19 protein-coding genes are annotated in these 22,066 nt (G+C 74.0%); 6 read left to right on the top strand and 13 right to left on the bottom strand.

The window, feature by feature from the left end; all coding sequences use genetic code 11:
* Nucleotides 1–102 precede the first annotated feature (102 nt).
* From ACIQGQ_RS36530 to ACIQGQ_RS36505, 6 genes are all read right to left on the bottom strand, one after another.
* Nucleotides 103–3,477: a pyruvate carboxylase gene (locus ACIQGQ_RS36530; protein ID WP_402404798.1), complete on the bottom strand. Its 3,375-nt coding sequence runs from the start codon at nucleotides 3,475–3,477 to the stop codon at nucleotides 103–105.
* A gap of 135 nt (nucleotides 3,478–3,612) precedes the next feature.
* A complete protein-coding gene (locus tag ACIQGQ_RS36525) occupies nucleotides 3,613–4,401 on the bottom strand; it encodes an SDR family oxidoreductase (protein WP_402404795.1) in 789 nt (262 codons plus the stop codon).
* 27 nt (nucleotides 4,402–4,428) lie between these two features.
* Nucleotides 4,429–5,499 carry an acyl-CoA dehydrogenase family protein gene (locus ACIQGQ_RS36520; RefSeq protein WP_402404792.1) on the bottom strand — a complete coding sequence of 357 codons (1,071 nt, stop codon included), beginning with the start codon at nucleotides 5,497–5,499 and terminating at the stop codon, nucleotides 4,429–4,431.
* 24 nt (nucleotides 5,500–5,523) lie between these two features.
* A complete protein-coding gene (locus tag ACIQGQ_RS36515; RefSeq protein ID WP_402404789.1) occupies nucleotides 5,524–6,513 on the bottom strand; it encodes an acyl-CoA dehydrogenase family protein in 990 nt (329 codons plus the stop codon).
* Nucleotides 6,513–7,682, bottom strand: coding sequence for an acyl-CoA dehydrogenase family protein (locus tag ACIQGQ_RS36510; protein ID WP_402404784.1), 1,170 nt, complete (start codon nucleotides 7,680–7,682; stop codon nucleotides 6,513–6,515). The genes ACIQGQ_RS36515 and ACIQGQ_RS36510 overlap by 1 nt, the downstream gene beginning before the upstream one ends.
* A complete protein-coding gene (locus tag ACIQGQ_RS36505) occupies nucleotides 7,682–8,530 on the bottom strand; it encodes an enoyl-CoA hydratase (protein WP_402404781.1) in 849 nt (282 codons plus the stop codon). The genes ACIQGQ_RS36510 and ACIQGQ_RS36505 overlap by 1 nt, the downstream gene beginning before the upstream one ends.
* 46 nt (nucleotides 8,531–8,576) lie before the next feature.
* Here ACIQGQ_RS36505 and ACIQGQ_RS36500 point away from each other — a divergent pair, with 46 nt between their 5' ends.
* Genes ACIQGQ_RS36500 through ACIQGQ_RS36490 form a run of 3 tightly spaced genes read left to right on the top strand, consistent with a single transcriptional unit; the run spans nucleotide 8,577 to nucleotide 11,743 of the window.
* Nucleotides 8,577–9,743, top strand: coding sequence for an acyl-CoA dehydrogenase family protein (locus tag ACIQGQ_RS36500; RefSeq protein WP_402404779.1), 1,167 nt, complete (start codon nucleotides 8,577–8,579; stop codon nucleotides 9,741–9,743).
* Entirely contained in the window at nucleotides 9,740–10,525 is a 786-nt protein-coding gene (locus ACIQGQ_RS36495) for an SDR family oxidoreductase (RefSeq protein ID WP_402404776.1), read from the top strand. The genes ACIQGQ_RS36500 and ACIQGQ_RS36495 overlap by 4 nt, the downstream gene beginning before the upstream one ends.
* A gap of 60 nt (nucleotides 10,526–10,585) precedes the next feature.
* A complete protein-coding gene (locus ACIQGQ_RS36490) occupies nucleotides 10,586–11,743 on the top strand; it encodes an acetyl-CoA C-acetyltransferase (protein WP_402404773.1) in 1,158 nt (385 codons plus the stop codon).
* Between the two features lie 40 nt (nucleotides 11,744–11,783).
* Here ACIQGQ_RS36490 and ACIQGQ_RS36485 read toward each other — a convergent pair whose 3' ends face one another.
* Genes ACIQGQ_RS36485 through ACIQGQ_RS36470 form a run of 4 tightly spaced genes read right to left on the bottom strand, consistent with a single transcriptional unit; the run spans nucleotide 11,784 to nucleotide 15,233 of the window.
* Nucleotides 11,784–12,830 (bottom strand): NAD(P)H-dependent flavin oxidoreductase, encoded by a 1,047-nt coding sequence (locus tag ACIQGQ_RS36485; RefSeq protein ID WP_402404803.1) that lies wholly within the window; start codon nucleotides 12,828–12,830, stop codon nucleotides 11,784–11,786.
* A 14-nt stretch (nucleotides 12,831–12,844) separates the two neighbouring features.
* The gene (locus ACIQGQ_RS36480; RefSeq protein ID WP_402404770.1) at nucleotides 12,845–13,612 is read right to left on the bottom strand and encodes a CoA-transferase subunit beta; all 768 of its coding nucleotides are present in this window, start codon (nucleotides 13,610–13,612) and stop codon (nucleotides 12,845–12,847) included.
* Nucleotides 13,609–14,457, bottom strand: a complete 849-nt coding sequence (locus ACIQGQ_RS36475; RefSeq protein WP_402404801.1) for a CoA transferase subunit A — start codon at nucleotides 14,455–14,457, stop codon at nucleotides 13,609–13,611. The genes ACIQGQ_RS36480 and ACIQGQ_RS36475 overlap by 4 nt, the downstream gene beginning before the upstream one ends.
* Nucleotides 14,458–14,471: 14 nt before the next feature.
* Nucleotides 14,472–15,233: an enoyl-CoA hydratase family protein gene (locus tag ACIQGQ_RS36470; protein WP_402404767.1), complete on the bottom strand. Its 762-nt coding sequence runs from the start codon at nucleotides 15,231–15,233 to the stop codon at nucleotides 14,472–14,474.
* Between the two features lie 138 nt (nucleotides 15,234–15,371).
* Here ACIQGQ_RS36470 and ACIQGQ_RS36465 point away from each other — a divergent pair, with 138 nt between their 5' ends.
* Nucleotides 15,372–16,292 (top strand): SDR family oxidoreductase, encoded by a 921-nt coding sequence (locus tag ACIQGQ_RS36465; protein WP_402404764.1) that lies wholly within the window; start codon nucleotides 15,372–15,374, stop codon nucleotides 16,290–16,292.
* A 41-nt stretch (nucleotides 16,293–16,333) separates the two neighbouring features.
* Nucleotides 16,334–17,560: an NADH:flavin oxidoreductase gene (locus ACIQGQ_RS36460; RefSeq protein WP_402404761.1), complete on the top strand. Its 1,227-nt coding sequence runs from the start codon at nucleotides 16,334–16,336 to the stop codon at nucleotides 17,558–17,560.
* Here the strand turns inward: ACIQGQ_RS36460 and ACIQGQ_RS36455 are convergent.
* The 3 genes from ACIQGQ_RS36455 to ACIQGQ_RS36445 form a co-directional block, all read right to left on the bottom strand.
* Nucleotides 17,548–19,026 (bottom strand): amidase, encoded by a 1,479-nt coding sequence (locus ACIQGQ_RS36455; protein ID WP_402404758.1) that lies wholly within the window; start codon nucleotides 19,024–19,026, stop codon nucleotides 17,548–17,550. The genes ACIQGQ_RS36460 and ACIQGQ_RS36455 overlap by 13 nt on opposite strands.
* Before the next feature lie 144 nt (nucleotides 19,027–19,170).
* Nucleotides 19,171–20,334, bottom strand: a complete 1,164-nt coding sequence (locus ACIQGQ_RS36450) for an agmatine/peptidylarginine deiminase (protein WP_402404755.1) — start codon at nucleotides 20,332–20,334, stop codon at nucleotides 19,171–19,173.
* Between the two features lie 197 nt (nucleotides 20,335–20,531).
* On the bottom strand, nucleotides 20,532–21,155 hold the full coding sequence (locus ACIQGQ_RS36445) for a TetR/AcrR family transcriptional regulator (RefSeq protein WP_402404752.1): 624 nt from the start codon (nucleotides 21,153–21,155) through the stop codon (nucleotides 20,532–20,534).
* A 238-nt stretch (nucleotides 21,156–21,393) separates the two neighbouring features.
* Here ACIQGQ_RS36445 and ACIQGQ_RS36440 point away from each other — a divergent pair, with 238 nt between their 5' ends.
* Nucleotides 21,394–21,975 (top strand): TetR/AcrR family transcriptional regulator, encoded by a 582-nt coding sequence (locus ACIQGQ_RS36440; RefSeq protein WP_402404749.1) that lies wholly within the window; start codon nucleotides 21,394–21,396, stop codon nucleotides 21,973–21,975.
* Nucleotides 21,976–22,066 lie beyond the last annotated feature (91 nt).

The raw sequence follows: 22,066 nt of genomic DNA, 5'->3' as shown, positions 1-22,066 counted from the left end.
ACCACCGGCCGCGAGCTGCGCAAGCTCATGAGCTGGGTCAACGACGAGGACGCGTAGCACCCACGCCCCGGGGGCGGGCCCACCCGCCCGCCCCCCGGCAGCTCAGCCGATCTCCAGCAGCAGATCGCCCGCCTCGACCTGCTGGACGGAGCCGATCGCCAGCCGCCGCACGGTCCCGGCGGTCTGGGCGGTGATGGACGCCTCCATCTTCATCGCCTCGATGGTGGCCACGGTCTGACCCGCCGCCACCCGCGCCCCCTGCTCCACCTGGAGGGTGACGACCCCGGCGAACGGCGCCGCGACATGCCCGGCGTCGCCCCGGTCCGCCTTCTCCGCCGCCTTCACCTCCGTGGCCACCGACCGGTCCCGCACCGACACCGGCCGCAACTGCCCGTTGAGCGTGGCCAGTACGCTCCGGAACCCGCGCTCGTCCGGCTCGGATACGGCCTCCAGCTCGATCAGCAGCGTCACCCCCGGCTCCAGGGTCACCGTGTGCTCGGTCTCCGGCTCCAGCCCGTACAGGAAGTCCCGGGTCGGCAGCACCGAGGTGTCGCCGTACGTCTCCCGGTGCGCCTCGAACTCCTTGGTCGGGCCCGGGAAGAGCAGCCGGTTCAGCGTCGCGCGCGGCGACTTCCGCAGCCCCTCGCGGTCCTCCTCGGACAGCCGGGCCACCCGCTCCTTCGCCGGACGGCCCCGCAGCGCCCGGGTCCGGAACGGCTCGGGCCAGCCGCCGGGCGGATCGCCCAGCTCCCCGCGGAGGAAGCCGATCACGGAGTCCGGAACGTCGAACCGGCCCGGGTCGGCCTCGAAGTCCGCCGCCGTCACCCCCGCGCCCACCAGGTGCAGCGCCAGATCGCCCACGACCTTCGACGAGGGCGTCACCTTCACCAGCCGGCCGAGCATCCGGTCCGCCGCCGCGTAGCAGTCCTCGATCAGCTCGAACCGGTCGCCCAGGCCGAGCGCGATGGCCTGCTGACGCAGATTGGACAGCTGCCCGCCGGGGATCTCGTGGTGGTAGATCCGGCCGGTCGGCGAGGTGAGCCCGGACTCGAAGGGGGCGTACACCTTGCGGGTCGCCTCCCAATACGGTTCCAGGTCGTTGACCGCCGCCAGGGACAGGCACGTGGCCCGCTCGGTGTGGTCGGTGGCGGCCACCAGCGCCGACAGCGGGGGCTGGCTGGTCGTCCCGGCCATCGAGGCGACTGCCGCGTCGACCGCGTCCACCCCCGCGTCGATCGCGGCGACCAGCGTGGCGAGCTGCCCGCCCGCGGTGTCGTGGGTGTGCAGGTGGACCGGCAGGTCGAACCGTTCGCGCAACGCCGTGACCAGGGTGCGGGCGGCCGGCGGGCGCAGCAGCCCCGCCATGTCCTTGATGGCCAGCACATGGGCGCCCGCGTCCACGATCCGCTCGGCCAGCCGCAGGTAGTAGTCCAGGGTGTACAGGGTCTCGCCCGGGTCGGAGAGATCGGCGGTGTAGCAGAGCGCCACCTCGGCGAGCGAGGTGCCGGTGGCGCGCACCGCGTCGATCGCCGGGCGCATCTGGTCCACGTCGTTGAGGGCGTCGAAGATCCGGAAGATGTCCATCCCGGCCGCCGCGGCCTCGGCGACGAACGCCTCGGTGACCTTGGTGGGGTAGGGGGTGTAGCCGACCGTGTTGCGGCCGCGCAGCAGCATCTGGGTGCAGATGTTGGGCACCGCCTCCCGGAGCTTCACCAGCCGCTCCCACGGGTCCTCGGCCAGGAAGCGCAGCGCGACGTCGTAGGTGGCGCCGCCCCAGCATTCGAGGCTGAGCAGCTGCGGCGCGGTCCGCGCGACGTACGGCGCGACGGTCAGCAGGTCCCGGGTGCGCACCCGGGTGGCCAGCAGCGACTGGTGGGCGTCGCGGAACGTCGTGTCGGTGACGGCGACGGCGGCCTGTGCGCGCAGCTCGGCGGCGAACGCCTCCGGTCCCAGGGCCGCGAGCCGCTGCCGGGAGCCGGCCGGCGGGGTGCCCGGCGGCAGCGGGGGCAGCTTGTCCGCCGGGTCGATCACGGCGGGGCGGGGCCCGTACGGGCGGTTGACGGTGGTCTCGGCGAGGTAGCCGAGCATGCGGCTGCCCCGGTCGGCCGACGGGCGGGCCCGGATCAGCTCCGGGTGCGCGTCGATGAAGCCGGTCGTGACGTGCCCCGCCCGGAAGTCGGGATGGTCCAGCACGGCGCCCAGGAACGGCAGGTTGGTCGCCACGCCCCGGATGCGGAACTCCGCGATGGCCCGCCGGGCCCGGCGGGCCGCGTTGGCGAAGTCGTGCCCGTGGCAGGTCAGCTTGACCAGCATCGAGTCGAAGTGCGCGGACACCTCCGCACCGGTGTGCACGGTGCCGCCGTCCAGCCGGACCCCCGGCCCGCCGGGGGAGCGGTACGCGGAGATGGTGCCGGTGTCCGGCCGGAAGCCGTTCGCCGGGTCCTCCGTGGTGATCCGGCACTGGAGCGCCGTGCCGTTGAGGGTGATGTCGTCCTGGGTGAGGCGCAGCTGGGGCAGGGTCATGCCGGCGGCGATGCGCAGCTGGGCGATGACCAGGTCGCGCCCGGTGACCTGCTCGGTCACGGTGTGCTCCACCTGGATGCGCGGGTTCATCTCGATGAAGACGTGGTTGCCGTCGCGGTCCACCAGGAACTCGACGGTGCCCGCGTTCACGTACCCGATGTGGCGGGCGAAGGCGACGGCGTCGGCGCAGATCCGCTCCCGCAGCGCCGGGTCGAGGTGCGGGGCGGGCGCGATCTCGACGACCTTCTGGTGGCGGCGCTGCAACGAGCAGTCCCGCTCATACAGATGCACCACGTTCCCCTCGGCGTCGGCGAGGATCTGCACCTCGATGTGGCGGGGATCGATCACCGCCTGCTCCAGGAAGACCGTCGCGTCGCCGAACGCGGAGCGCGCCTCGCGCATGGCCGCGTCGATGGCCTCCCGCAGCTCCGCCGGTTCGGCGACCCGGCGCATGCCGCGCCCGCCGCCGCCCGCGACGGCCTTCACGAAGACCGGGAAGCCGATGCCGTCCGCCGCCGCCACGAGCGCGTCCACGTCCGTGGAGGGCTCGGAGGACTTCAGTACGGGCACCCCGGCCTCCCGGGCCGCCGCGACCGCCCGGGACTTGTTCCCGGTCAGGTGCAGTACCGGGGCGGGCGGGCCGACGAAGGTGATCCCGGCCTCCGCGCACGCCGCCGCGAGGTCCGGGTTCTCCGACAGGAAGCCGTAGCCGGGGTAGACCGCGTCGGCCCCCGCCCGGCGGGCCGCGCCGATCACCTCGTCCACCGAGAGGTAGGCGCGTACGGGGTGGCCGCGCTCCCCGATCAGATAGGCCTCGTCGGCCTTGGCCCGGTGGAGGGAGTTGCGGTCCTCGTAGGGGAACACGGCGACGGTGGAGACGCCGAGCTCGAACGCCGCGCGAAAGGCGCGGATCGCGATCTCGCCACGGTTGGCGACCAGTACCTTCTCGAACATCGGACTCCCCAGTCGTGTCACGGGTGTGGCGTCAGGACGGGCGATGCGGTTCTCGGGCGCGAAGCGTTCGCTACCGTACCGGAGTCCTGCCCCGCTGATCGCGGACGCCCGCCCGCCCGGGGCGTGACATCGGCCTCACAGCGTCCCGTCGGCCCTCCGCACCGCGAGGTAGCGGGCGGGGAACTCGCCGCCGCCGTGCACCGCCAGGTCCGCCCCGCTGACATGGCCGGACAGGCCGCTCGCGAGGAACAGGCAGGCCCGCGCCACGTCCTCCGGTTCGGCCATCCGCCGCATCGGCACCACCTCCGCCACCGCCGCCACCCCCTCCGCGCCGTAGACCGCCGCCGCGTCCGGGGTGCGGACCGGGCCGGTCGTGATGTGGTTGACCCGGACCGCGGGCGCCCACTCCAGTGCCAGCGCCCGGGTGAGGGCCAGCAGCCCCGCCTTGGCCGCCGAGTAGGCGGCGGTGCCGGGCTGCGGGTCGTGGGCGGAGACGCTGCCGATGTTGACGATCGCACCCCCGCTCTCCTGGGCCCGCATGACGCGGCACGCCGCCTGCGAAACGTAGAACGGCGCCAGCAGGTTGAGCGCGACGACCTTCTCCACGAACCGGGGCGAGACGGTGGCCGCGTCGGCGTCCGGAGAGCCGCCCGCGTTGTTGACCAGTACGTCGAGCCGGCCGTACCGCTCCACCGCCGCCGTCACCGGGGCCCCCGCCGCCACCGGGTCGCGTACGTCGGCCGGGACGAAGACCGCGGAACGCCCCCCGGCCGACGGCGGGGCCCCGGGCGCGCTCCGGCCGCAGACCACCACCTCGGCCCCGGCGCCGAGGAACGCCTCCGCGATGGCGGCCCCGATCCCCCTGGTACCGCCGGTGACCAGCACCACCCGTCCCGTGAAGTCCCACCCGTCACCGGTGTCCATGCCGTGCGCCTCCTGCCCGGTACGCCGTCAACCCGTCAGCCCGAGCCCGGCGGCGAGCCGCGCCCGGTGGTGCGCGGGCGCTCCGAACAGCTCGCCCGCCCCGTGCGCCCGCTTGAAGTAGCGGTGCGCGTCGTGCTCCCAGGTGATCCCGATCCCGCCGTGCAGCTGGATCGTCTCGCCCGCCACCGCCGAGAACGCCTCGGAGCAGACGGACTGGGCGACGGCGGCGGCCCTCGGCAGCGCCGCCGGGTCGGTGTCGGCGGCGTACGCGGCCCCGAGCGCCGCCGAACGCGCCGACTCCACCAGGACGTAGGCGTCCGCCAGCCGGTGCTTCACCGCCTGGAACGAGCCGATGGGCCGCCCGAACTGGACCCGGTCGCGGGCATGGGCGACGGTGAGCTCCAGACAGCGCCCGGCCGCGCCCGCCTGCTCCGCGGCGAGGGCCGCGCACGCCAGGTCCCGTACCCGTTCCAGGCACTGGCCGCCGTCGCCGTCCGTGCCCAGCAGCCGCCCCTCGGCGCCGGTGAGCACCCAGCGGGCCTGGGCCCGGGTGGTGTCCATCGTCACCACGGGCTCCCGGCGCACCCCGGCGGCGCCGGGCGCCACCTCGAAGAGCGAGAGCCCCGCCCCGGTCCGGGCCGCCACGAGCAGGACGTCGATCTCCGGCCAGTCCAGGACGTGCTCCTTGACCCCGGTGAGCCGCCAGCCGCCTTCCGGGCCAGGCACCGCAGCGGCGCGGACCGCCGCCCCGTCCCAGGACCCGCCCTCGGCCCAGGCCAGGGTGCCCACCGAGGTGCCCTCGGCGAGCCCGGGGAGCAGCCGCCCGCAGGCCGCCCGGTCACCGGTGGCCAGCAGCGCCCCGGCGGTGAGCACCGCCGAGCCCAGGAACGGCACCGGGCTCAGGCACCCGCCCAGCTCCTCCATCACCACATGGACGTCCCGGGCGCCGCCGCCCAGCCCGCCGTGCTCCTCCGGCACGGTCAGCCCGGCCACGCCGATCTGTCCGGTCAACGGCGCCCAGGCCGCCCCGTCCTGATGCTTCATCAGCAGTGCGGCCACCGCCGAACGCAGCTGCTCCTGCTCCTCGGTCGGCCTCATCGGACCACTCCTCCCGGCATCCGGTCAGGCACCTTCCAGGACCCGGGCCCGGCAGGCGGCCGGTGTGCCCCAGGCGTCGCGCAGCGGCCGGGCCTTGCGGATCCACAGCGACAGGTCCAGTTCGTCGGTGTAGCCCACCGCCCCGTGCAGTTGGAGGGCGGTGCGGGCCGCCCCGTACGCGGCCTCGCCCGCCGCGACCTTGGCCGCGGCGATCTCCCGGGCCGCCGCACCGTCGTCGGCGGCCAGCGCCAGCGCGGCGCCGTGCACCAGTGGCTCGGCGAACTCCAGGGCCAGCAGGGTGTCGGCCAGCCGGTGCTTGACCGTCTGGAAGGAGCCGATCGCCGCCCCGAACTGGGTGCGCTGCTGCACGTAGGCGACGGTGCGGGCCAGCAGGGTGCGGCCGACCCCGAGCGCCTGGGCCGCCGTGAGGAGCGCCGCGACCCCGGCCGCGTACCCGGCGGCCCGGGTCACCGCCGGGCCCCGGGCCAGGACGGTGCCGCCCGTGGGCCGGGCCAGGCGCCGCGCCGGATCGGCCGAGGGCTGCACGGGCCCCGCCCCGGCCGCGAGGCCCAGCGCGTCGCCGTCCACCACGAGGACCGCCTCCGCCGCGTCGGCGTCCAGCGCGTACGGGCTCAGCGCGGTCAGGCAGAGCGACAGCTCCGACGTGCCCGAGGCGACCCGGGGCAGCCGCTCGGCCGCCAGGCCCTCGTCGCCGAGCCGGCCGAGCAGGGCCGCCGCGGCGACCGTCTCGACCAGCGGCCCGGGCACGGCGTGCCGCCCCAGCACCTCGAAGGCGACGGCCAGCTCCAGCGGCAGCGGGCCGAGCCCGTCGTGCTCGGGCGCCACCGCCAGCGCGAACAGCCCGGCCTCGGCGAGCCCGTCCCGCAGCTCCCGCCCCGGTTTGTGGTCCCCGGCCGCCCAGGACCGGATCGCGGCCGGGACGTCGCCGGAGGCGAGCCGCGCGTCGAGGGAGCGGGCGAACTCCCGCTGCTCGGCGTCGAGGAGGAAGCGCATCAGCGGCGCCCCTTCGGCAGGCCGAGCAGCCGCTCGGCGACGATGTCGCGCTGGATCTCGTTGGTGCCCGCGTAGACCGGACCGGCCAGCGAGAAGGTGTACCCCTCCGCCCAGCCGCCGGGCGGGGCGTCCGCCGCGTGGTCGGCGAGTTCGCCGTACGGGCCCAGCAGGTCGAGCGCCGTCTCGTGGAGCGCGATGTCCAGCTCGGACCAGTAGAGCTTGTTGAGGCTGGAGGCGGCGGCCGGGGCGTCCTCGCCGTGCAGCACCCGGGAGGCGCCCGCGTAGGAGAACAGCCGGTAGGCGCGGGCCGCGATCACCGCGTCGGCGACCCGGTCGCGCAGCGCCGTGTCCCCGGGGCCGCCATGGGCCCGCCACAGCGAGGTCAGCCGTTCGGCGGCGGCCGTGAACCGGCCGGGGCTGCGCAGGGTCAGCCCGCGCTCGTTGCCGGTGGTGCTCATCGCCACCCGCCAGCCCTGCCCCGGCCCGCCGATCACGTCCGCGTCCGGGACGAACACCCCGTCCAGGAAGAGCTCGGCGAAGGCGGGCTTCCCGTCGAGCCGCCCGATGGGCCGCACCGTGACCCCCTCCGCGTCCAGCGGGAACATCAGGTACGTCAGCCCCCGGTGCGGCCGGTCCGCGTCCGGGTCGCTGCGGAAGAGGCCGAAGGCCCGGTCGGCGAAGGCGGCCCGGGAGGACCAGGTCTTCTGGCCGTGGAGCAGCCAGCCGCCGTCGGTCCGTACGGCCGTCGAGCGCAGCGAGGCCAGGTCGGAGCCGGCCTCCGGCTCGGACCACGCCTGCGCCCAGACGACTTCGCCGCTCGCGGTCGGGGGCAGCAGCCGGGCCCGCTGCTCGGCGGTGCCGTACTCGAAGAGGGTGGGGGCCAGCAGATTGATCCCGTTCTGGCCGACCCGGCCGGGCGCGCCGGCCGCGTAGTACTCCTCCTCGAAGAGCAGCCAGCGCAGCAGCGAGGCGCCGCGCCCGCCGTACTCCTCGGGCCAGGAGACCACCGACCAGCGGTCCGCGGCCAGCACGGCCTCCCACTCCCGGTGGGCGGCGAACCCCTCGGCGGTCTCCAGGGACGGCAGCGGGACGGCGGGGACGTGCGCGGCCAGCCAGGCGCGGGCCTCGTCGCGGAACGCCTCGTCGGCTGCGTCGAGAGCGAGGTCCATCAGGAGCCCGCCTTCTTCATCGCCCGGATGTCCATGCCGCCGAGCGCGTCGGAGGCCGTCTCGGCGTTGTGGGCGTGCGCGAGGTGGTGCAGGCCGAACACCGAGTCCATCCCGGCGTGCATCCCCTGGAGGTCCTCGGCCTGGTTGACGGCGCGTTTGGCCAGCGCCAGGCCCAGGCGCGGCATCTCGGCGATCCGCAGCGCCAACTCCCTTGTTCGGTCTGCCAGTTCCTCCCGGGGGACGACCCGGTTGACCATGCCGACCTCGTACGCCCGTTGCGCGCTCATCCGGTCGCCGGTGAAGAGGAACTCCTTGGCGATCCTCGGCGGCATCACCCAGGGGTGGGCGAAGTACTCGACACCGGGGATGCCCATCCGGACCACCGGGTCGGCGAAGAAGGCGTCCTCGCTCGCCACGATCAGGTCGCAGATCCAGGCGAGCATCAGACCGCCGGCCACACAGGCGCCCTGCACCGAGGCGACGACCGGTTTCGGCAGCTCCCGCCAGCGGCGGCACATGCCCAGGTACACCTCGGACTCGCGGGCGAACCGGCTCTCCGCGCCCGCCTTGTCCGAGTGGTCCCACCAGAGCCCGGCCCGGCGTTCGAAGGGGAGGTGCGCGTCCCGTTCGGGGGTGCCGATGTCGTGCCCGGCGGAGAAGTGCCTGCCCGCCCCGGCCAGGACGACGGCCTTGACCTCGTCGTCCTCGGCCGCGCGGTAGAACGCCCGGTCCAGGGCGTAGGTCATCGCGGAGTTCTGGGCGTTGCGGTAGTCGGGCCGGTTCATGGTCACCGTGGCGACCGGGCCCCGCGTCCCGTAGCGCACCGGCTCGTCGTGGGCAGTGGACATCCGCCCCTCCTTCCCTAACAAGTGTTTGGTAGATTAACGTACCGTCATGAGCAGCGTCGAGGCGTTCCGCACCGAGATCCGCGGCTGGCTGGCCGCCAACCTCACCGGCTCCTTCGCGGACCTGCGCGGCCGCGGCGGACCCGGGCGCGAGCACGAGGCGTTCGACGAACGCCTGGGCTGGGAACGGCACATGGCGGCAGCCGGCTGGACGTGCGTGGGCTGGCCCGAGGAGTACGGCGGGCGCGGCGCGAGCATCGAGCAGCAGATCGCCTTCCACGAGGAGTACGCCCTGGCCGACGCCCCGGCCCGGGTCAACCACATCGGCGAGCAGCTGCTCGGGCCGACGCTGGTGGCCTTCGGCACCCCCGCGCAGCGGGCCAGGTTCCTGCCGCCGATCGCCGCCGTCCAGGAGCTGTGGTGCCAGGGCTACAGCGAGCCGGACGCCGGCTCCGACCTGGCGAACGTACGGACCAGGGCCGAGCGGGACGGCGGCGACTGGGTCGTCACCGGACAGAAGATCTGGACGTCGATGGCCCACGAGGCCCAGTGGTGCTTCGTGGTCGCCCGCACCGGGCCCGGCTCGACGCGCCACCACGGCCTGTCCTACCTGCTGGTCCCGCTGGACGGCCCCGGGGTGGAGATCCGGCCGATCACCCAGCTCACCGGCGACCACGAGTTCAACGAGGTCTTCTTCGACGGCGCCCGTACGCGCGCCGAGCACGTCGTCGGGGAGCCGGGCGACGGCTGGCGCGTCGCCATGGCCACCCTCGGCTTCGAGCGCGGCGTCTCCACCCTGGGCCAGCAGGTCGGCTTCCGGCGCGAACTGGAGGCCCTCGTCGCCCTGGCCCGGCGCAACGGCGCCGCGAAGGACCCGCTCATCCGCGACCGGCTCGCCCGCGCCTGGACCGGCCTGGAGACCATCCGCTGGAACGCCCTGCGGATGCTCGACGGCGTCGCGGCCGGCGCGCCCGGCCCCGAGGCGTCCATCGGCAAGATCTTCTGGGCCACCTGGCACCGCGAGCTGGGCGAACTCGCCATGAGCGTTCTGGGCGCCGGAGGCATGACCGCCGCCGGGGCCCCGTACGGACTCGACCGGTGGCAGCGGCTGTTCCTCTTCTCCCGCGCCGACACCATCTACGCCGGGTCCAACGAGATCCAGCGGAACATCATCGCCGAGCGCGTCCTCGGCCTGCCGAAGGAGCCCCGCCCGTGACCCACCGGCCGACCTACGTACCGGGCCACTCCCTCCTGAACGGCCGCACCGCGGTGATCACCGCCGCCGCGGGCGCCGGGATCGGCGGCGCGACCGCCCGCCGGTTCCTGGAGGAGGGGGCGAGGATCGTCATCGGCGACGCCCACGAGCGCCGCCTGGCCGAGAGCGCCGCCGCGCTCGCCGGGGAGTTCGGCGCGGACCGGGTTGCCGCCCTGCCCTGCGACGTCACCGACCAGGACCAGGTCGACGCCCTCTTCGCGTACGCCGCCGAACGCCACGGCGGCCTCGACGTCGTCGTCAACAACGCGGGCCTGGGCGGCACCGCCGATCTCGTCGACATGACCGACGAGCAGTGGACGAAGGTCCTCGACGTCACGCTGGGCGGCACCTTCCGCTGCACCCGCACCGCCCTGCGCCACCTCAGGGACGGCGGCAACGGCGGGGTCGTCGTCAACAACGCCTCGGTCGTCGGCTGGCGCGCCCAGCGCGGCCAGGCCCACTACGCCGCCGCCAAGGCCGGGGTCATGGCGCTCACCCGGTGCGCCGCCCTGGAGGCCGCCGACTTCGGGGTACGCGTCAACGCCGTCGCACCGAGCCTGGCCATGCACCCGCACCTCGTGAAGGTCACCACCCCGGAACTGCTCGCCGATCTCACCGGGCGCGAGGCGTACGGCCGGTACGCCGAGCCCTGGGAGGTCGCCAACGTCATCGTCTTCCTGGCCAGCGGCTACTCCGCGTACATGACCGGGGAGACCGTCTCCGTCAGCAGTCAGCGGGCGTGAGGCCGAGCGCCGTTCCGCCCCTACCCGACACACCACCCACTCTCCCGTGGAGGAGCAGTCATGGCCGAGGCCTACATCGTCGAAGCGGTACGCACCCCGGTCGGCCGCCGCAGGGGCGGGCTCGCCGCTGTCCACCCCGCCGACCTCGGCGCCCACGTCCTCAAGGCGCTGGTGGAGCGCGCCGGGGTCGACCCGGCCGCCGTCGACGACGTCGTGTTCGGCTGCCTGGACACCGTCGGCCCGCAGGCCGGGAACATCGCCCGCACCGCCTGGCTCGCCGCGGGCCTCCCCGAGGAGGTGCCCGGCACCACCGTCGACCGGCAGTGCGGCTCCTCCCAGCAGGCCGCCCACTTCGCCGCCCAGGGCGTCCTCTCCGGCACCCAGGACCTGGTCGTCGCGGGCGGCACCCAGAACATGTCCATGATCCCCATCGCCTTCGCCTCCCGCCAGGCCGCCGACCCGCTCGGGTTCACCGAGGGCCCCTACGCGGGCTCCGAGGGCTGGCGCGCCCGCTACGGCGACGCACCCGTCAACCAGTTCCACGGCGCCGAACTCATCGCCCGGAAGTGGGACATCACCCGCGAGGCCATGGAGGAGTTCGCCCTGCGCTCGCACCGGCGGGCCCTGCGCGCCATCGACGAGGGCCGCTTCGACCGGGAGACCGTCGCGTACGGCGAGGTGACCGTGGACGAGGGGCCGCGCCGGGACACCACCGCCGAGAAGATGGCCGCCCTGAAACCGGTGGTCGAGGGCGGTCTGCTCACCGCCGCGGTCTCCTCGCAGGTCTCCGACGGCGCCTCCGCGCTGCTCATCGCCTCCGAACGGGCCGTCGCCGAGCACGGACTGACCCCCCGGGCCCGCGTCCACCACCTCTCGGTGCGCGGCGAGGACCCGATCCGGATGCTCTCCGCCCCCATCCCGGCGACCGCGCACGCCCTGAAGAAGACCGGCATGTCCATCCACGACATGGACCTGGTGGAGATCAACGAGGCGTTCGCCCCGGTCGTCCTGGCCTGGCTGAAGGAGACCGGCGCCGACCCGGACCGGGTCAACGTCAACGGCGGCGCCATCGCGCTCGGCCACCCGCTCGGCGCCACCGGCACCCGGCTGATGACCACCCTGCTGCACGAACTGGAGCGCACCGGCGGCCGCTACGGCCTCCAGACCATGTGCGAGGGCGGCGGCCTCGCCAACGTCACCGTCATCGAACGCCTCTGACCGCCCCGGCGCCCTCGGAGAACGCCGGAGCGGGCCGTTCTCAGAGGGCGCCGAGCTCCTTCAGCGCCGCCCGCGCCTCCGTCATGATCCGCTCGACCAGCTCCGCACAGGACGGCAGGTCCCCGATCACCCCCGCCACCTGCCCCGAGGCCATCACCCCGAGATCGGTACGCCCCTCGACCAGGGCGGCCTTGAGCAGCATCGGGGTGTTGGCCGCCAGCAGCACCTGGCTCCAGGTCAGCTCCTTGCCGTGCTTCATCGCCAGCCCGTCCCGGACCAGCCGGGGCCAGCTCGCCCCCGACTCCCTGCGGAAGGCGGCCGCGTGCCGCACCGCCCGCAGCAGCGACGCCGCCCGGCCCGAGCGCTCCAGGGCATCGACCATGGGGGTGCGCAGCATCCGGTGCGGCAGCCCGTCCAGCCGGTCCGTCACCGTGACGTCCTTGACCGAGGCGGCCAGGTAGCGTGCCTTGACCGGGTCCGGGACGGTGCTGTCGGAGGTGAGCAGGAAGCGCGTGCCCATCCCGATCCCGGCCGCCCGGTAGGCGAGCGCGGCGACCAGCCCCCGGCCGTCGTGGAAACCGCCCGCCGCGACGACCGGGATGTCCACGGCGTCCACGACCTGGGGGAGCAGCACGGTGGTGGCCACGTTCCCGGTGTGCCCGCCGCCCTCCCCGCCCTGCACCATCACCGCGTCGGCCCCCCACGCGGCGACCTTCTCAGCGTGCCGCCGGGCCCCCACGGACGGCATGACGACGACCCCCGCGTCCTTGAGCCGGGCGATCAGCTCCTTCGACGGGGCGAGCGCGAACGACGCCACCCGCACCCCCTCGTCGATCATGATCCGGACCCGCTCGGCCGCGTCCCCCGCGTCCGCCCGCAGATTGACGCCGAACGGCGCGTCCGTACGGGACTTCACCTCCCGGACCGCGGCGCGCAACTGCTCGACGGTCATCGTCGCCGAGGCCAGGATGCCGAGCGCGCCCGCGTTCGCGGTGGCGGAGACCAGCCGGGGACCGGCCACCCAGCCCATCCCCGTCTGCACGATCGGGTACCGCACCCCGGTCAGCTCGGTGAGCGCGGTCGGCAGCGGCGCGGGCCCGGTCATGCCGGCACCTCGCGCCCGCGCAGCCCCTTCGGGTCGAGGACCTCCCGGATCAGCCGCAGCTCCGCCCCGGTGGGCTCCCTGGTGAACGGCACCTCGGCGGGGACCGTGAGGGCGAAGCCGGTGGCGGCGGCGACCTGTTCGACGCTCACCCCCGGGTGCAGGGAGCGCAGCCGCATCGTCCGGTCGGGCGTCTCGAAGTCGAAGACCCCCAGATCGCTGATGACCTCGGGGATGCGGTGGTACCGGCTCGCGGCGGGACCGGCCTGCGCGGCCCGGTCGTAGCCGACCCCGCTGACCATGTCGACCCGCTCCACGAAGACCCGCGGCGAATGCTTCGGGATCCAGTAACTCGTCGGGTTGTTCAAGGTGTTGACGGGGGCGCCGCGCACTCCGAGCAGTTGCCGCGCGGGGCGGGCCCAGTCGCCGATGCAGGAGATGTTCTGGTTGCCGTACCGGTCGATCTGGCTGGCGCCCATCATCACGTGGCGCCGCCCGGTGGCGGTGAGCGTCAGATGCTGACGGAACGGCAGCCACCCCTCGACGCTCCCCGGTGCCGTCCCCATCGCCGGGGTGTCGCCCATCAGCAGCGCCTCCCCGTCGGTCAGCAGCAGCGCGGGGGAGAAGGTGAGCCGGGCCAGCCGCGCCCCGATGGCCGGGACGGTGCCCATCGGGCTGGCCAGGACCTCGCCCGCGCCGCGCCACGCCTCGGCGCACGCCACCACGCAGTACTCCGCCCGGCTCGGCGGCGCGACGACGGTGCTCATGCTTCCTCCTGGTGGAACGCGGCGACGGCGGACTGGTAGGCGGCCTCGTCCCCGGACAGGAACCGTGCGACGAAGGCGGGCCACGCCTCCGGATCGCGGGCGGCCCGGACGTAGGCGCGCTGGAAGGCCTCGTCCCGCTCGTGGTCGGGCACGCAGGAGGTGAAGTGCGCCCCGTTCGGCGTCTCGACCACCCCGGTCACGAACAGCCGTTTGACCAGCAGGGTCTGCGGGCCGTGCTCCTTCAGCAGCTCCGAGGTCTCCACGATCCGCTCGCAGGAGACGTACGCCTGGTCGGCGGCCTCGCAGAACAGGTCGTCGAAGTACGGATCGGGCCCCAGGTACTGCCCGTTGCCCTGGGCGTCCGCCCGGTTGAGGTGCACCAGCGCCGCGTCCATCCGCAGCGCGGGCGCCGCGACCAGCACCTCCCCGTCGTCGTACGGCGAGGTGACCGTGCGCAGCGCCGGGTTGACCTTCATCAGGTCCGATCCGAGCCCGGCCCGTACCGGCATGAACGGCACCCGCTGCGCGCCCGCCGTCAGCCCCCACATCAGCATCGCCTCGTCCAGCTCGGCCATCTCGAACGCGCCGCGCTGGCGGGCCGCCGTGAAGTGCGGCTCCAGCGGGACCGAGTCCAGCGTCCCGAACGCCGTGACCAGTTTGCGGATCCGGCCCGCCGCGGCGAGCAGCCCGACATCGGGACCCCCGTACGACACCACGGTCAGATCGGTGACGTCCGACCGCAGCAGCGCCCGGACCAGCGCCATCGGCTTGCGGCGCGAACCCCAGCCGCCGATGCCGACCGTCATGCCGCTCTCCAGCCGGCCGACCACCTCGTCGGCCGTCATCCTCTTGTCCTGGCTCACGCGCCCCGCTCCTTGTCCGCGTCCGTGCCGAAGGTGTCGCGCACCCGCCCGGCGACACCGCTGAGGTTGGCCTCGAAGGTGAAGCCCTGTTCGAAGCGGTAGCTGCGGCGTACGTCGACCGGGTCGATGCCGTTGATGGCGGCCTTGGCCAGCCGGATCAGCGAGCCGTCCTTGGCGGCGATCTCCCGGGCCAGCTCCAGGGCGGCCCCGGCCAGCCGTTCGCGCGGGACGACGCGCCACACCGAACCGTGCCCGTGCAGCTCCCGGGCCGTCACGGTGCGCGAGGTGTAGTACAGGGCCCGCATCAGGTGCGCCGGGACCAGCCGGGCCAGATGGGTGGCCGCGCCGAGCGCGCCCCGGTCCAGCTCCGGCAGCCCGAAGACCGCGTCCTCGCTGGCCACGATCGCGTCCGCGTTGCCCACCAGGCCGATGCCGCCGCCCAGGCAGAAGCCGTGCACGGCGGCGACCACCGGGACCTCGCACTCGTAGACCGCGGCGAACGCCTCGAAGCAGCCCCGGTTGGCCCCGAGGAGCGCGTCGTGCCCGTCCGCGCGCTGCATCTCCTTGATGTCCACGCCCGCGTTGAAGCCGCGGCCCTCGGCGCCGAGCACCACGCACCGGACCTGCGGATCGGCCCCGGCGGCGCGCACCGCGTCGGCGAGGTCGTGCCAGCCGCGCACCGGCAGGGCGTTGACCGGAGGGAAGTCGACGGTGACGACGGCGACGCCCTCTTCCGGGGCGGAGGTGGAGACACCCATGAGCAGATCAGCTACCTTTCCACCTAACGTTTGTTTGGTTCAACGTAGCAGTGATACGGACACCGCGGGAGGGCACCGCCCGCTCCGGCGGGCGCCCGCTCCGGCCGCCGGACCCCGCCCAGCGAAAGGACCTCCGCCATGAGCTCACCGACCGCCCTGTGCGCCGGACGCGTCGCCGTCGTCACCGGCGCGGGCCGCGGACTCGGCCGCGCCCACGCCCTGGCCCTCGCCGCCGAGGGCGCCCGGGTCGTGGTCAACGACCTCGGCGTCGGCCTCGACGGCTCGGGCGGCGCCACCGCACCCGCCCAGCAGGTCGTCGAGGAGATCCGCGCGGCCGGCGGCGAAGCCGTCGCGCACTGCGCGGACATCGCCACCGCCGGGGGCGCCGCCTCCCTCGTCGCGACCGCGCTCGACACCTACGGCAGGCTCGACACCCTGGTCAACAACGCCGGATTCCTCCGCGACCGGATGCTGGTCAACCTGGACGAGGACGACTGGGACGCGGTGACCCGGGTCCATCTCAGGGGCCACTTCCTGCCGCTCAAACACGCCGCGGCGCACTGGCGGTCCGAGGCGAAGGCGGGCCGGGTGCCCGAGGCCCGGGTCGTCAACACCTCGTCCGGGGCGGGGCTGCTGGGCAGCGTCGGCCAGGTCTGCTACTCCGCCGCCAAGGCCGGGATCGTCGCCCTGACCCTGGTGGCCGCCGCCGAACTCGGCCGCTACGGGGTCCAGGTCAACGCGATCGCCCCGGCCGCCCGCACCCGGATGACCGAGGAGACCTTCGCCGGGACCATGGCGGCGCCCGCCCCCGGCGCGTTCGACGCGATGGCCCCGGAGAACGTCTCGCCGCTCGTCGTCTGGCTCGGCTCGGCCGCCAGTGCCGGGGTCAGCGGCCGGGTCTTCGAGGCCGAGGCCGGGCGGATCACGGTGATGGAGGGCTGGCGCCCCGGCCCCACCGCGGACAGGGGCGCCCGGTGGAGCCCGGCCGGGGCGGGGGAGGCCGCCACCGCACTGCTCGCCCGGGCCGAACCGCCGCAGCCGGTGTACGGGGCGCGCTGAACCGTACCCGTACGTCCCGACACACCGAGGAGGAACCGTCCATGACCGCCACCGAGGTACCCGACGTCCTGGCCCCCGCCCGGCTGGGCCCGGTCCGGCTCCGCAACCGGGTCATCAAGGCAGCCACCTACGAGGGGCTCGGCCACCGCTCCCTGGTCACCCGGGACCTGGTCGACTTCCACGTCGCCTACGCGCGCGGCGGCGTCGGCATGACCACCGTCGCCTACTGCGCCGTCACCCGGGACGGGCGCACCGACCGGCACCAGATCCACTGGACCGACGAGGCCCTGCCCGGACTGCGCGTCCTCACCGAGGCCGTGCACGCCGAAGGCGCCGCCGTCTCCGCGCAGATCGGCCACGCCGGCCCCGTCGCCGGTGCCCGCGCCAACCGGGCCCCCGCCCTCGCCCCGTCCGCCTTCTTCCACACCACCGCCTTCACCCGGGCCCGGGAGGCGTCCCCCGACGACATCCGGCGCATCACCGAGGCGCACGCCGAGGCCGCCCGCCGCGCCGCCGCCACGGGCTTCGACGCCGTCGAGGTCCACCTGGGCCACAACTACCTGGCCAGCTCCTTCCTCAGCCCCCGCATCAACCGCCGCACCGACCGCTACGGCGGCAGCCTGGAGAACCGGGCCAGATTCGCCCGGGAGATCATGCGCGCCGTCCACGACGCGGTCGGCGGCCGGATCGCCGTCCTCGCCAAGATGAACATGGACGACGGGGTGCCCGGCGGCTTCTGGCTCGACGAGGCCATCGCGGTCGCCCGCTGGCTGGAGGAGGACGGCACCGTCGACGCCCTGGAGATGACCGCGGGCAGCTCCCTGCTCAACCCGATGTACCTCTTCAAGGGCGACGCCCCGCTCCGCGAGTTCGCCGCGGTCATGCCCCGGCCCGCCCGGCTCGGGGTGAAGGCGGTCGGCGGCCGGTTCCTGCGCAGCTACCCCTACCGGGACGCCTACCTGCTGGAGGACGCCCGGCAGATCCGCGCCGCCGTGAAGCTGCCGATGATCCTGCTCGGCGGCATCACCACGAAACCGGTCATGGACCGGGCGATGCGCGAGGGCTTCGGATTCGTGGCCATGGCCCGCGCCCTGCTCCGCGAACCCGACCTGGTCGACCGGCTCCGCGAGGACGCCGCGACCCCGTCCCTCTGCATCCACTGCAACAAGTGCATGCCCACCAACTTCACCGGCACCCGCTGCGTCCTCGTCGACCGCACCACCACCCGTGGCGCCACCTGGGGCAGCCCCGGGGGTTACGTGGGCTGACCCGCACCCGGCAGCACCGCTGGGGACCGGAAGCCGCCGATCCTCTGTTCGAGCAGTTCGGCCAGCCGCAGCGAAGTGCGGTCCTCGAACATCGGACCGATGATCTGCACGCCCACCGGCAGCCCCTCCGGCGACGGGCCCGCCGGCACGGCGGTGGCGGGCAGACCGGGCATCGTGGCCAGCCCGGCCCAGACGAACTGGTCGACGTACGGGTACGCGACGCCGTCGATGTCGAGCCGACGCTTCAGCAGGTCGGGTTCGTGGTCGTGCGGGAACGCGGGGGTGGGGGTGACGGGGCACACCACGGCGTCGAACTCGGCGAACAGCCGCCGCCAGCCGTGGCGGTGGAGCTCGCGCAGACCGTTCAGCTCGATCCAGTCGCTGTGGCTGAGCACCATGCCCCGCAGCCGCGCCGCGTCGAGACTCTCGTCGTCCGCCCCCAGCCCGGCGGCGCGGGACCGCAGCTCCTCGTACTCCTCGACGGGAAAGCGCGCGACGGAGCCCGAGAACAGGAACTTCGTGTAGAGCACCGCGGCCTCGGCCAGGTCGGGCAGCAGCGGACTGTCCCGCTCCACGCGGGCGTCCCCGTCGACGAGCGCGTCGGCCACCCGGCCCACGGCCGCCCGCACGGCGGCCCCGGTCGGGATGAGCGGATGCTCCTCCAGGACCAGGACCCGGAAGTCGCCGAGCCGTTCATGGCGGGCGGGCGGCAGCGTCAGACCGTACGCCGTGCCGAGCGTCAGCGGGTCCGGTCCGGCCATGACGTCGAGCAGCAGCGTGAGATCGCGGGCGCTGCGCGCCATCGGGCCGGCGACGGCGAGGTCGTGCTCGACCGGCAGGGCCGGACCGGGCGGCGGGACCATGCCACGGGCCGCCACCAGTCCGAGCGTCGGCTTGTGCGCGTAGACGCCGCAGAAGTGCGCGGGGGTGCGCAGCGAACCGGCGAGGTCGGAGCCGATGGACAGCGCGCCGAATCCGGACGCCAGGGCCGCCGCCGAGCCGCCGGAGGAGCCGCCCGACGTACGGCGGTGGTCCCACGGGTTGTTGGTGGTGCCGTAGATCTCGTTGAAGGTCTGTATGTCCTGCAGCCCGACGGGCACGTTGGTCTTGCCGAGCACCACCGCGCCCGCGTCCCTGAGCCGGGACACCTGCACCGCGTCCTCGGCCGGTACGAAGTCCCGGTGCGGCGACAGGCCCCAGGTCGTGGGCAGCCCCGCGACGTCGTACGACTCCTTGACCGTCACCGGGACGCCCAGCAGCGGCCGGTCCTCACCGCGGGCCCGCGCCCGGTCGGCGTCGCGTGCGGCGGCCCGTGCCCGGTCGAAGTCCGGCACGCAGATCGCGTTGATCGTCTCGTCGTCCCGTTCGATACGGGCGATCGCCTCGTCGGTCAGTTCCGCCGAAGTCACGTCACCGGCGCGCAGGGCAGCCGTGAGTTGTCCGGCCGTCGGAAGATTCAGCTCCATGGATCCGACCGTAAAGGCAGGTGGGGGAGGGCACGAAACGCCACTTTCCACAACGGGCCGATGCCTCCGGCCCGCGGGCCTCGCCGCCGACGACTCCCTTGACCGATAGCGGAGTTGGGGCGGTGAACGCGACGCGCCGTCGCGTCAGGCGGCCGGCTTGCCGGGCTGGTCGTGGGTCGAGCAGTGGATCCCGCCGCCGCCGGAGGCGATGGTGTCGATCCCGACCTGTACGACGTCGCGCTCGGGGTACTGCTCCTGCAGGATTCCGCGGGCGCGGTCGTCGGCCGTCCTGTCCCCGAACCTGGGCAGGAAGACGGCGTCGTTGGCGACATAGAAGTTGGCGTAGCTCGACACGAAGTCGTCGCCCCGCCCCGTGATCCTGTCGAGGTCGGGCTGCGGCAGGTCGATGATCTCGAACCGGCGGCCCCGGGCGTCGGTGGCCCTGGAGAGCACGTGCCTCGCCTGGTCGGAGGAGCGCGACCAGGAGTCGGCGGGCATCCCCGGGAACGCCTTGTCCAGGAGGACCACACCGGGTGCGGCGAACCGCACGAGGCTGTCGACGTGGGCGTCGGTGATGTCCTCGCCGCGCACCCCGGCCAGCCAGATGACCTTCTCCAGGCCCAGGGTCCGCTTGAGCTCGGCCTCGATCCGGTCCCGGCTCCTGCCGGGATTGCGGTTCTTGTTGACGATCGAGCTCTCGGTGACCAGCAGGGTCCCCTCGCCGTCGCACTCGAAGGATCCGCCCTCGGCGACCAGTGGCGCCTGGACACGGGGGATCGCGTACTTCCGCAGCAGGGTGCGGCCGACGCGGGCGTCGTTGCCGTGAACCTGCTTGTCTCCCCACCCGTTGAAGTTGAAGTCGACGCCCGTGAGCCTGCCGTCGTCCTCCACGAAGACGGGCACGGTGTCCCGGGCCCACAGGTCGTCGACCTCCAGCGGGATGACCTCGACCTGGGAACCGCACGCCTTCTGGGCCGCGGCCCGTTGCGAGGGCCGGGCCATCAGGACGACCTCCTCGTATTCCCCGATCGCCCGCGCCACCCGCGCGATGTCCTCCCGCACGTAGGGCAGGTCCTCTCCCCAGACCGAGTCCAGTGCGGGCCACGACATGAAGGTCCGGGTGTGACTCTCCCACTCGGCCCCCATCCGTCGCGTGCCGGCGCTTCCGGCCTTCTTGTGAGGGCTGCCGGAGGCATCGCCCTCCCGCGCGCGTTCGCCGGGGTCGCAGGCCGAGACGCCGAGCACGGCCGCGCCGACTCCGGCGAAGGAGAGCAGGGCGGAACGACGGGAAGGGGGAAGCGTGGTCACCGTGGACTGCTCCGATCGTGGACCGGCAGGAAGACATCCGGCCGCTGTGGGGGACACGAGACGGGTAGGACGGACCCGCGCACGAGCCCGAACGAACCGGGACCCCACTGTGGCATTGACTGGAATTTCAGTCAATTTTTCCACCCGTGGTGGCGGGTACGCGTTCCACGCCGCACCGCCGCACCGCTGGGGAGTCGCTACCTCCTGGGGTCGTCCAGTCGCCCCGCTTCCACCGCAATCGCCTCCGCGATGAGCTTCCGGGCGTTCTCCAGCGGCAGGACCCCGCTCAGCCAGCGCATGCTGAGCCCTTCCAGCAGGGCGGTGAGCCGTTCGGCGGACGCGGCGCGGGCCGTCGCCGAGACTGCCGGGTGCGTCGCTCCGAGCAGCTCCGCCACCTCCCGGGCCCAGGCCGCGCCGGCCTCGGCCAGGCCGCGCCGGAGTACGGGGTCGAAGACCGCGCTGGCCCGCAGCTCACCCCAGGCGATGCTGTTCTCGCGCACCTCGGGCAAGTCCTGGAGCTCCAGCAGGAAGGACCGCTCCAGCTCGCCCCCGTGGCGGGTGGGTCCGGTGTGGTCGCCGTGCCCGGCGGTGTACCGTTCCGCCCGGTCGCTGATGAACTCCAGGGTGCGGAGCAGGATGCCGGCCCGGTCCTTGAAGTGGTAGTAGACCAGCGCGGCGGACACGCCGGCCTCTGCCGCCAGCTCCTCGACCCGCAGGCCGCGCACCCCGCGGCGGGCTATCAGCCGGGCGGCCCCTTCCAGGATTGCCGTTCTGCGGTCCGTCGCCACGTGATCCCTCCCGGTGGTCTGCGCGACGACCATGGTGTCATAATTGACTGAAACTTTAGTCAGAAGTGTGGAATGAGGCCCGTGCTCTTGTCCGCCCGAGGGGTTCCGCCCGACCGGCGCCCCGCCCGCGCCCCGAGTGGGCGGTCGTCCGGTCGGATCCGTGACTGCGCCCGTGGGTGTGTCCGGCCGGAAACGTCCTGCTCCGGGCCTCGGAGGCGCCGCTCCCGGGCCGCGGACGCCCTGCCGGAAAGCGCCCGGTAGGGTTCGCGTCATGGCCTCACGCAGTACTCAGATCCTCGAAGCGGCCGCCCGGGTGATTGCCCGGCGCGGGGTCCGCGGGCTGCGCGTGGAAGAGCTCGCGGCCGAGGCGGGTGTGTCCACCGCGCTGATCTATTACCACTTCAAGGACCGCACCGGGATCCTGCGCCAGACGCTTGAGTTCATCAACAACCGCGCCGAGCGCTACACCACCAGCCGTGACCCGGACGGCCCCGCGCCCACCCCACGCGAGGAACTCGACGACACCCTCCTCCTGGAACTCCAGGACACCGTCGAGGTGCGGGAGAACAGCTCGGCCTGGGGCGAGTTGCGGGCCAGTGCCGTCTTCCACGAGGAGCTGCGCGAGGATCTCGCCCGGGCGACCCTCACATGGGTGCAGGACGTGGCCGCGCTGCTGGGCCAGGTGCAGCCGATGGCGTCCGCCTCGTCGCTCGCCGGGGCCGCCGAGCGGCTCACCGCCCTTCTGGAGGGCCTGAGCATGCGTTGGCTGAGCGGCGGGATCCGCATCGAGCACGCCCGCGACCTGATGCGTGGCGCCATCGACGCCGAACTGGCGCGGCTGGGGCAGCTCTAGGTGTATTGCCCTGTGAGGTTGGGGACGCGGCTGGCGGGTGGTTTGCCTGCGAGTGCGGTGTGTCCACGGTGGTGATTGTAGGTGTGCAGCC

It is taken from the genome of Streptomyces sp. NPDC092952, assembly GCF_044754785.1.
In the GTDB taxonomy this organism is placed as follows: domain Bacteria; phylum Actinomycetota; class Actinomycetes; order Streptomycetales; family Streptomycetaceae; genus Streptomyces.
Note: the sequence above shows the minus strand (reverse complement) of the source record. Positions and strands in the feature narration are given on the sequence as shown.

Excerpts from the sequence above, each read along its gene's own strand:
- ACIQGQ_RS36530 (WP_402404798.1), bottom strand. The coding sequence starts at position 3,477 with ATGTTCGAGAAGGTACTGGTCGCCAACCGTGGCGAGATCGCGATCCGC.
- ACIQGQ_RS36525 (WP_402404795.1), bottom strand. The coding sequence starts at position 4,401 with ATGGACACCGGTGACGGGTGGGACTTCACGGGACGGGTGGTGCTGGTC.
- ACIQGQ_RS36520 (WP_402404792.1), bottom strand. The coding sequence starts at position 5,499 with ATGAGGCCGACCGAGGAGCAGGAGCAGCTGCGTTCGGCGGTGGCCGCA.
- ACIQGQ_RS36515 (WP_402404789.1), bottom strand. The coding sequence starts at position 6,513 with ATGCGCTTCCTCCTCGACGCCGAGCAGCGGGAGTTCGCCCGCTCCCTC.
- ACIQGQ_RS36510 (WP_402404784.1), bottom strand. The coding sequence starts at position 7,682 with ATGGACCTCGCTCTCGACGCAGCCGACGAGGCGTTCCGCGACGAGGCC.
- ACIQGQ_RS36505 (WP_402404781.1), bottom strand. The coding sequence starts at position 8,530 with ATGTCCACTGCCCACGACGAGCCGGTGCGCTACGGGACGCGGGGCCCG.
- ACIQGQ_RS36500 (WP_402404779.1), top strand. The coding sequence starts at position 8,577 with ATGAGCAGCGTCGAGGCGTTCCGCACCGAGATCCGCGGCTGGCTGGCC.
- ACIQGQ_RS36490 (WP_402404773.1), top strand. The coding sequence starts at position 10,586 with ATGGCCGAGGCCTACATCGTCGAAGCGGTACGCACCCCGGTCGGCCGC.
- ACIQGQ_RS36480 (WP_402404770.1), bottom strand. The coding sequence starts at position 13,612 with ATGAGCACCGTCGTCGCGCCGCCGAGCCGGGCGGAGTACTGCGTGGTG.
- ACIQGQ_RS36475 (WP_402404801.1), bottom strand. The coding sequence starts at position 14,457 with ATGACGGCCGACGAGGTGGTCGGCCGGCTGGAGAGCGGCATGACGGTC.
- ACIQGQ_RS36470 (WP_402404767.1), bottom strand. The coding sequence starts at position 15,233 with ATGGGTGTCTCCACCTCCGCCCCGGAAGAGGGCGTCGCCGTCGTCACC.
- ACIQGQ_RS36465 (WP_402404764.1), top strand. The coding sequence starts at position 15,372 with ATGAGCTCACCGACCGCCCTGTGCGCCGGACGCGTCGCCGTCGTCACC.
- ACIQGQ_RS36460 (WP_402404761.1), top strand. The coding sequence starts at position 16,334 with ATGACCGCCACCGAGGTACCCGACGTCCTGGCCCCCGCCCGGCTGGGC.
- ACIQGQ_RS36455 (WP_402404758.1), bottom strand. The coding sequence starts at position 19,026 with ATGGAGCTGAATCTTCCGACGGCCGGACAACTCACGGCTGCCCTGCGC.
- ACIQGQ_RS36445 (WP_402404752.1), bottom strand. The coding sequence starts at position 21,155 with ATGGTCGTCGCGCAGACCACCGGGAGGGATCACGTGGCGACGGACCGC.
- ACIQGQ_RS36440 (WP_402404749.1), top strand. The coding sequence starts at position 21,394 with ATGGCCTCACGCAGTACTCAGATCCTCGAAGCGGCCGCCCGGGTGATT.